We start from the raw sequence: 7,088 nt of genomic DNA on the forward strand, positions 1-7,088 counted from the left end.
AAACTTCGTTAATATAGTTAGATAGCTATATAAAAATTCCTGCATTATGCTCAATTTCTATCCCGGCCCCTCCAAAGTATACCCCGAAGTACGCTCCTATTTGGTAGATGCGTACGACGAGGGCTTTATGAACACACCGCACCGGGGTGAGCAGTTTGTGCAGATGTCGCGCACGGTGGTAAACTCCATCAAGCGCAAGCTCAATATCCCGCAGGATTACTACATCTTCTTTGCCTCTTCGGCCACCGAGTGCTGGGAAATCCTGATTCAAAGCCTGACCAAGCACAAAAGCTACCACATCTACAACGGCTCTTTCGGGGAGAAGTGGTATGAGTATGCCAAAAAGCTGCGTCCGGATGCCGAGGGTTTTCAGTTTGACCTGAACGAACCCATGCCGGTGACGGACCTGCAGGTGAGCGCCGATACCGAGCTCATCTGCTTTACGCAGAATGAGACCTCCAACGGCACGCAGGTTAGCCCTACTACCATCCTGAACCTGCACAACCGCTACCGCGACACCCTGATTGCCGTGGATGCGACCTCGTCTATGGCGGGACTCAACCTGAAGCTGATTAAGGCTGATATCTGGTTTGCCTCCGTGCAGAAGTGCTTCGGTCTGCCCCCGGGGCTGGCTGTAATTGCCTGCTCGCCCCGCTCAATTTTCCGGGCCAAGAAACTGGCTGAGCGCAGCCACTACAATAGCCTGGTGCCGATGTACGAGAAGATGCTCAATTACCAGACAACTCATACGCCGAACGAGCTGAACATTTACCTGCTCAAGCGCATGCTGGAGGACCGCCCCTTTATCAAAGGCATCGAACAGCACCTGACCGACCGGGCCCAGGACCTCTATACTTTCTTTGAGCAGTTCGCTGACTTTAAGCTGCTGGTGGAGAACGAAGAGGTGCGGTCTAAGACAGTGATAGCCGTGCAGGCCAACGAGAAACTGGTGGAGGACGCCAAGAAGCGCGCGCTGCACCATAACATCCGGCTCGGCAACGGCTACGGCCCCTGGGCACGCAACACGTTCCGCATCGCCAACTTCCCGGCTATACTTGACGAGGAGTACGAAGAACTAAAGCGCTTTTTCCTGCATTACTACGCCTAAGCCGAGTTAGAGAGTTTGGGAATTAGAGAGTTTAAGAGTTTTTTTGCACTCAAAAACCGTAAACTCTTAAACTATAAATAACTCTCTAACTCCTAAACTCTCTAACTGTCTATGTTTAGTATCAAAGAGATAGCCTCTGTTACGCTCACGCTGTTTGCGGTAATCGATATCCTCGGCTCTATTCCGATCATCATCAACCTGCGAAAGCGAGAGGGCAAGATCGAATCGGAGAAAGCCACCATCATCTCGGGCATCCTGATGATCGCCTTCCTTTTTCTGGGGCAGTCTATTCTCAAGTTGTTCGGGGTGGATTTACAATCTTTTGCCATGGCCGGTGCGATCATCATCTTCCTGATTGGCTTAGAAATGATCCTGGGGAAAGACTTCTTTCATACTGATCCGGAGAGTAAAAGCGGCTCCATTGTACCACTCGCTTTCCCACTTATTGTAGGTGCCGGTACCATGACCACGCTGCTCTCGCTACGGGCCGCCTACTCGCTGCCCAACGTGCTGGTAGGTGTTGTGATCAACCTGTTGTTCGTATACATCGTGCTCAAATCGAGCAGCTGGATTGAGGCTAAACTGGGCAAAAGCGGCGCCGACGTGCTACGCAAGGTGTTCGGTGTTATCCTGCTGGCCATCGCCATTAAACTGTTTAAGACAAATCTGTAATTTTGAATGAGTTGATGAGCGAATGAGTGAATTGAATAAAAAATCACTTATTCGCTCATCAACTCATTTACTCATTTAAGTACATGATCGAATTGTATACTGACGGAGCCTCTCGGGGAAATCCGGGACCGGGCGGCTACGGCACCATTTTGCGCTGGAGGCAGCACGAGAAAGAGCTGACAGAAGGCTTCCGCAAAACCACCAACAACCGCATGGAGCTACTGGCCGTGATCAAGGGGCTGGAGGCGATTACCAAGCCGGGCATGCAGGTTACCGTTTACTCCGACTCGAAGTATGTGGTGGATGCTGTGGAGAAAGGTTGGGTGTTTGGCTGGCAGAAGAAAGGCTTTAAGGGCAAGGCCAACGCCGACCTGTGGGCCCGCTTCCTGCGCGTGTATCCCAAGCACCAGGTAAAATTCGTGTGGATACGCGGCCACGCCGGTCACCCCGAAAACGAGCGCTGCGACCAACTGGCCGTCGCCAGCGCCCTCTCTCCCAACCTGCTCGTAGACCAAGGGTTTGAGTCAGGAGCTTACCTGCCGAGTTAATTTAATTAGCGAATGAGTGATGGGGTGAATGAGTGAATGTAATTTTCAGTATCAGTTATAAGGTAGCTTTGGTTGAGAGTAAAACTCCGGATTCCAAATAAAATCCTCCTGAAGTATAAACATCAAATTATTCACTCATCCACTCAATCACTCACTCAAAACTCCCCCTCCATGCCCAACTCATACTTCCAATTCAAACAGTTCCGGGTGGAACAGGACAGGTGCGCCATGAAAGTGTGCACCGACTCCTGTGTGTTTGGAGCCTATGTAGAGGTTGGGAAAGCGCAGCGGATACTGGACATTGGCACGGGCACGGGGTTGCTCGCGCTGATGGTGGCGCAGCGCAGCGGGGCAAGTATAGATGCCGTGGAGATAAACGCCGAGGCGCAGCAGCAGGCGCAGGAAAACTTTACCGCCAGCCCTTGGGCCGACCGGCTGCACCTTCACCCCATGCCGCTTCAGGCCTACGCTCAACAGCAGCTTCCGAAGTATGATGTTATACTTTCCAACCCGCCCTTTTTCCTGAGTTCGCTTAAATCCGCGGATGCTGCCAAGAACACGGCCAAGCATACCGGAGAGCTGCTTTTTGAGGATATTTTATACTTTGCACAGCAGCGCCTGACACAGCACGGGAAGTTATACTTGCTGCTGCCGCCAGCCGAAGCCTTATACTTTGCCGGGTTGGCCAAAGCATCGGTTTTATACTTGGCGGAGGTGCTGCAGGTGTATACTTACCACGGCGGCAAATGCATCCGCCACATCCAGACCTATACTTATACTCCCGTAACAGCGCCTGAGGTAAAAGACTTCTTCATCCGGGAGGCTGATAAAACCACCTATACTTCCGAATTCCGACAGCTGCTGCAACCATACTATTTATACCTTTGAAAGTATAGCCGGCTTAGCTGATATCCTGCAGCCGTATGATTTTATCGCCGGAGAAATGGAAAATAGACTTCCCCTCCATACTTACCTTGTCGCCCGCCTGCATCCCGTTAGGTAGCTCAAAGGCCACTGTGCCCTCGTAATCAATCTCCACCTCGGCCACGCTATCCTGGAATGTTATACTTTTAATCCGCTGTTCCCGCTCCTGAAAAAACTCCGTGGCCTGCTCAGCCTGCGTTCTAAAGCCGGAAATGCCTTGAATCTTAAGGTTAGTCATCCCGTCGGAGATGTTCTCAAACACCACATCGGGGTGCATGTCCTTCACCATGCCTGCCACATCGAAGGTGTTGTAGGCTTGGATATAAGCCTCTATGATTTGCCGCTGGCACGTTTCGTCTGTCATACTGCAAAGTATAAATGTATTAGTTAACTTTTGGGTTGGCTAAGTATAAATCTATGGTTTACCCTACCCGCTCGACTACCTTCTCCGTCTCCACAAAGCGGATACCGTACCCCTCCAGCTCGTCCAGCACCGGCTCATATAGCTCCGGGTAAATGGGAATCACAACGCCGCGGTGCGTGATTTTGCCCTGCAAGAGCAGTCGGGCCAGCATGCCTACCGGAAGGCCCACGGTTTTGGCCATAGCCGTCTGTACTTCGTCTTCGCCCAACACCACTAAGGTAGAGCATACTTCGCGCTGCTCCCCGTGCAGCTCATACTCAAACAGGTGCTGCATCACAATCATGTCTTTGTCGCCGGGAGTCAGCGTCCATTTGGCTTTCAGGATTTTCTCCAGCACCTGCGCCGGTGTAGCTGCCTCCAGTTCCACAGGTGTCTCCTCAAACAGCCCCAGCCACTCCAGCTTCTGCATCACCTCCCCTTCCTGCGGAATCCCTAAGTATAAACTTACCCGCTCGGCCATACTTTGTACTGATGAGGTAGCGGCCGGTAGAAAGGCTTCAACAAAACTGCGGTGCGTCATGCGCTCCGAGCCTTCTAAAGTATAGCTGTCGTCGGTGAGGCCGAGCTGCACGAACGCATCCCAGGCCTCGCAATAGCCTGGACGGCGCAAGGTGCCGCGTAGCATGGTGGGAATGGTGAGCAGGCCGTAGGGTTCGCGGTAGCTCAGGGAGTCGCGGTTGGCGTAGCCCTCGAAGGGGCCGTAGCCATCCACCTGAAGTGTTTCAGTGCGTTGAAAGAGTTGATGGTACGGGATGTACTTGTACTGGCCCTGCCGAATGTACTTGGCCGTGCCCTGGCCTGCCAGTACCACGTTGCGCGGGTTCCAGGTAAACTTATAGTTCCAGGGATTGTTATCTGATTCCGGGGCCACCAGACCACCCGTGTAGGATTTAAAGGACGTGAGCGTTCCGCCGGCCGCCTGTATACTTTTTATCACCCGCATGGCCGACATATGGTCGATGCCCGGGTCCAGGCCAGACTCCATCAGGAACGTCAGGTTCTTCTGCTGGGCCTCCGCGTGCAGCGCCAGAAACTCAGGCGACACGTAGCTGGCCGTGATCAGGTGCTTTCCTTGCTTGAGGCACTCCTTGGCTACTTCGGTATGGAAAATGGCTGGCAAGAGCGAAATCACCAGGTCTGCCTGCCCCACTTCTTTCGCCCGCTGCGCCGCATCGTGCACATTAAAAGTGATGGCCTCGGCAAAGGCAATGGGCTCCACCAGCGGCTGCAGGTGCGTGATACTGATGTCGCCGATGGTGATGTGCCAGTTTTCAGAGGTGGCGTGGTCGAAGAGGTAGCGGATAAGCGAGGAGGCCGATCGGCCGGCGCCCAGCAGGAGAATCTTTTTCATAGGATTATCGGGTTCTGGCATAAGTTATAAATTAGCTGGTGCAAGGCAAAGATTAAGTATGGTTTTATCAGAATTATGGGCTAGATTTATACCCCTTTTCTAATTTTCAGACCTATTTATACTTAGATGGCAAGCAAACTGGAAGTACAAATCAGCGTGGATGTGCTGGAGCCGCAGGAGCTGACACCGCAGGAGCAGCAGGCCATGCAACTGGCGCAGGAGGCGGCCAACGATGCCTACGCCCCCTATTCTAACTTCCTGGTGGGCGCGGCGCTGCTGCTGGAGGACGGCTCCTTCTTTAAGGGCAGCAACCAGGAAAATGCAGCTTATCCTTCCGGACTTTGCGCCGAACGCACCGCTTTGTTTGCTTTGAGCGCACACTATCCCCAATCGAAAATAAAGCTGCTGGCCGTAACAGCACGCCGGCGCCAGGAGAAGCACTTTCTGCCCGCGATGCCTTGTGGCGCCTGCCGGCAGGTAATGGCCGAGTATGAGTTCAGGCAGCGCGAGCCCATTCCGGTGCTGCTGCAAGGGCCGGATGGCCGGTTCTACCGCTTCCAAGCCGTAGCCGACCTGCTGCCGTTCCAGTTCACGCCGGACAACCTGTAGGAGTTGGGGAGACGCATTGCGTCTCTGGAGTTAGAAATTTAAAAAGTTAGAAGGTTAGAAAGTTGGGCTTGGCGTGGTTCGTAACTTTTGGCTTCGTGCGGTATTGGGCTTGTAATCGAACTGTCTAAACTGCCGGTTATACTTTGCGCCAGGTATACTTATACTTTAAACATTCTGGGTGAAGGTGGCAGAAGTATAAATCCTGAAACCACCTTCTTTTGAACATGAACGAACACAGCCTTACTGTACCTCGCACGGCCCGCTATTATACATTGGGCACGCCTTCTGAAAGTATAACAGACCTCTGGATTGTGTGCCACGGCTATGGCCAGCTGGCGCGTTTCTTTCTGCGGCATTTCAGTGTGCTGGACAACGGGCAGACGCTGGTGGTGGCCCCAGAGGCGTTGTCGCGGTTTTACCTGGAGCGATTCTCCGGCCGCGTGGGCGCCACCTGGATGACGAAGGAAGACCGCCTTTCTGAAATCGATGACCAGGCGAGCTACCTGAACCTGCTCCTGCAGGAGCAACTGCGGCAGTTGCCGCAAAACGTGCGCCTCACGGTGCTGGGCTTCTCACAGGGCGGGGCTACCGTGAGCCGATGGCTGGCTACGCAACAGGTGCCCGTGCACCGGCTTATACTTTGGGCCGCCTCCTTCCCCGAAGACATCGACTTTGCCACCGGAAGAGCTGCCTTTGCCCAACTGCCCGTGGCTATGGTCTACGGCACTCAGGACGAGTTCATCACCCCCGAGGCCCTGCAGCGCAAGCAGCAACTCATGCAGGAGCTGGGCATCAACCCCCGAATCTATACTTTCGAAGGCGGCCATACGCTGCACCCTGGAACACTGGCGCTGGTGGATGGAGAATTGTAGGTAAATAACAGCTTTACTATATTACTATACTTATGGCCATGTAGACCAGAGTCCCTGCAATACAACCTGGTTAAAACTTTTACCTATAGTGCAGATAAGCGTAGGTTGTGGTTTATACAGTAGTTGTATGATATTAACAGAGATGAAGGATAGTTATAATAACTCTATTTCAAAAACAGATATTATTTTTTTTGATTGGTGTGAAACTAACGGAATCCCAATCTTTAAAATTCATCATGTTGTAACATGGGAAGATTGGGATAACGGAATTGGTATTTATTTTTTCACAAAGACCAATAGAGAATTGAAGGATTTAAGTGAAGTTGAAATGGAAGAGTTAAAAATGAAGTATTTAGAGTTCTTGAATATTAATAATTATCCTTTCAGTAAATTCCCTAATGTAGTTTTCGAATTCGACTCCGACCAAAATGTTACAGAGAACTATGAAGGGAATTACTTTTATAGATTGAGATAATAACAACATACAACAACTAAGGCTTCGTTGGGTACGGAGTGCCTACAATGAAGCCGTGGTTGCACCCAACCGGGCGACGCGTTATGGGTTTTAAGTCGGAAGAGG

General features: G+C 51.9%; 9 protein-coding genes. 7 read left to right on the forward strand and 2 right to left on the reverse strand.

Annotated features, from left to right (window positions below; translation table 11 throughout):
* Window positions 1-46: 46 nt before the first annotated feature.
* The 4 genes from BM040_RS18785 (at window position 47) to BM040_RS18800 (ending at window position 3,216) form a co-directional block, all read left to right on the forward strand.
* Window positions 47-1,108, forward strand: coding sequence for an aminotransferase class V-fold PLP-dependent enzyme (locus tag BM040_RS18785; protein ID WP_092104791.1), 1,062 nt, complete (start codon window positions 47-49; stop codon window positions 1,106-1,108).
* Window positions 1,109-1,219: 111 nt separating this feature from the next.
* On the forward strand, window positions 1,220-1,780 hold the full coding sequence (locus tag BM040_RS18790; RefSeq protein ID WP_092104793.1) for a MarC family protein: 561 nt from the start codon (window positions 1,220-1,222) through the stop codon (window positions 1,778-1,780).
* Between the two features lie 83 nt (window positions 1,781-1,863).
* A complete protein-coding gene (gene rnhA / locus BM040_RS18795; RefSeq protein ID WP_092104795.1) occupies window positions 1,864-2,328 on the forward strand; it encodes a ribonuclease HI in 465 nt (154 codons plus the stop codon).
* A 171-nt stretch (window positions 2,329-2,499) separates the two neighbouring features.
* Window positions 2,500-3,216, forward strand: coding sequence for a tRNA1(Val) (adenine(37)-N6)-methyltransferase (locus BM040_RS18800; RefSeq protein WP_092104797.1), 717 nt, complete (start codon window positions 2,500-2,502; stop codon window positions 3,214-3,216).
* A 13-nt stretch (window positions 3,217-3,229) separates the two neighbouring features.
* Here the strand turns inward: BM040_RS18800 and BM040_RS18805 are convergent, their stop codons facing one another.
* Together BM040_RS18805 and BM040_RS18810 are read right to left on the reverse strand one after the other, a co-directional pair.
* On the reverse strand, window positions 3,230-3,616 hold the full coding sequence (locus tag BM040_RS18805; protein ID WP_092104799.1) for a nuclear transport factor 2 family protein: 387 nt from the start codon (window positions 3,614-3,616) through the stop codon (window positions 3,230-3,232).
* Window positions 3,617-3,674: 58 nt separating this feature from the next.
* The gene (locus BM040_RS18810) at window positions 3,675-5,027 is read right to left on the reverse strand and encodes a saccharopine dehydrogenase family protein (RefSeq protein WP_092104801.1); all 1,353 of its coding nucleotides are present in this window, start codon (window positions 5,025-5,027) and stop codon (window positions 3,675-3,677) included.
* 126 nt (window positions 5,028-5,153) lie between these two features.
* On the opposite strand from BM040_RS18810, the gene cdd reads away from it, so the two are divergent.
* The 3 genes from cdd to BM040_RS18825 all read left to right on the forward strand — a co-directional run bounded on the left by cdd (window position 5,154) and on the right by BM040_RS18825 (window position 6,983).
* Window positions 5,154-5,636: a cytidine deaminase gene (gene cdd / locus BM040_RS18815; protein WP_092104803.1), complete on the forward strand. Its 483-nt coding sequence runs from the start codon at window positions 5,154-5,156 to the stop codon at window positions 5,634-5,636.
* 224 nt (window positions 5,637-5,860) lie between these two features.
* On the forward strand, window positions 5,861-6,508 hold the full coding sequence (locus tag BM040_RS18820) for an alpha/beta hydrolase (protein ID WP_092104805.1): 648 nt from the start codon (window positions 5,861-5,863) through the stop codon (window positions 6,506-6,508).
* A 127-nt stretch (window positions 6,509-6,635) separates the two neighbouring features.
* Complete coding sequence (locus BM040_RS18825) at window positions 6,636-6,983, forward strand: hypothetical protein (RefSeq protein ID WP_092104810.1); 348 nt, start codon at window positions 6,636-6,638, stop codon at window positions 6,981-6,983.
* Window positions 6,984-7,088: the final 105 nt, after the last annotated feature.

This window comes from Pontibacter chinhatensis (assembly GCF_900113285.1).
GTDB lineage: Bacteria > Bacteroidota > Bacteroidia > Cytophagales > Hymenobacteraceae > Pontibacter > Pontibacter chinhatensis.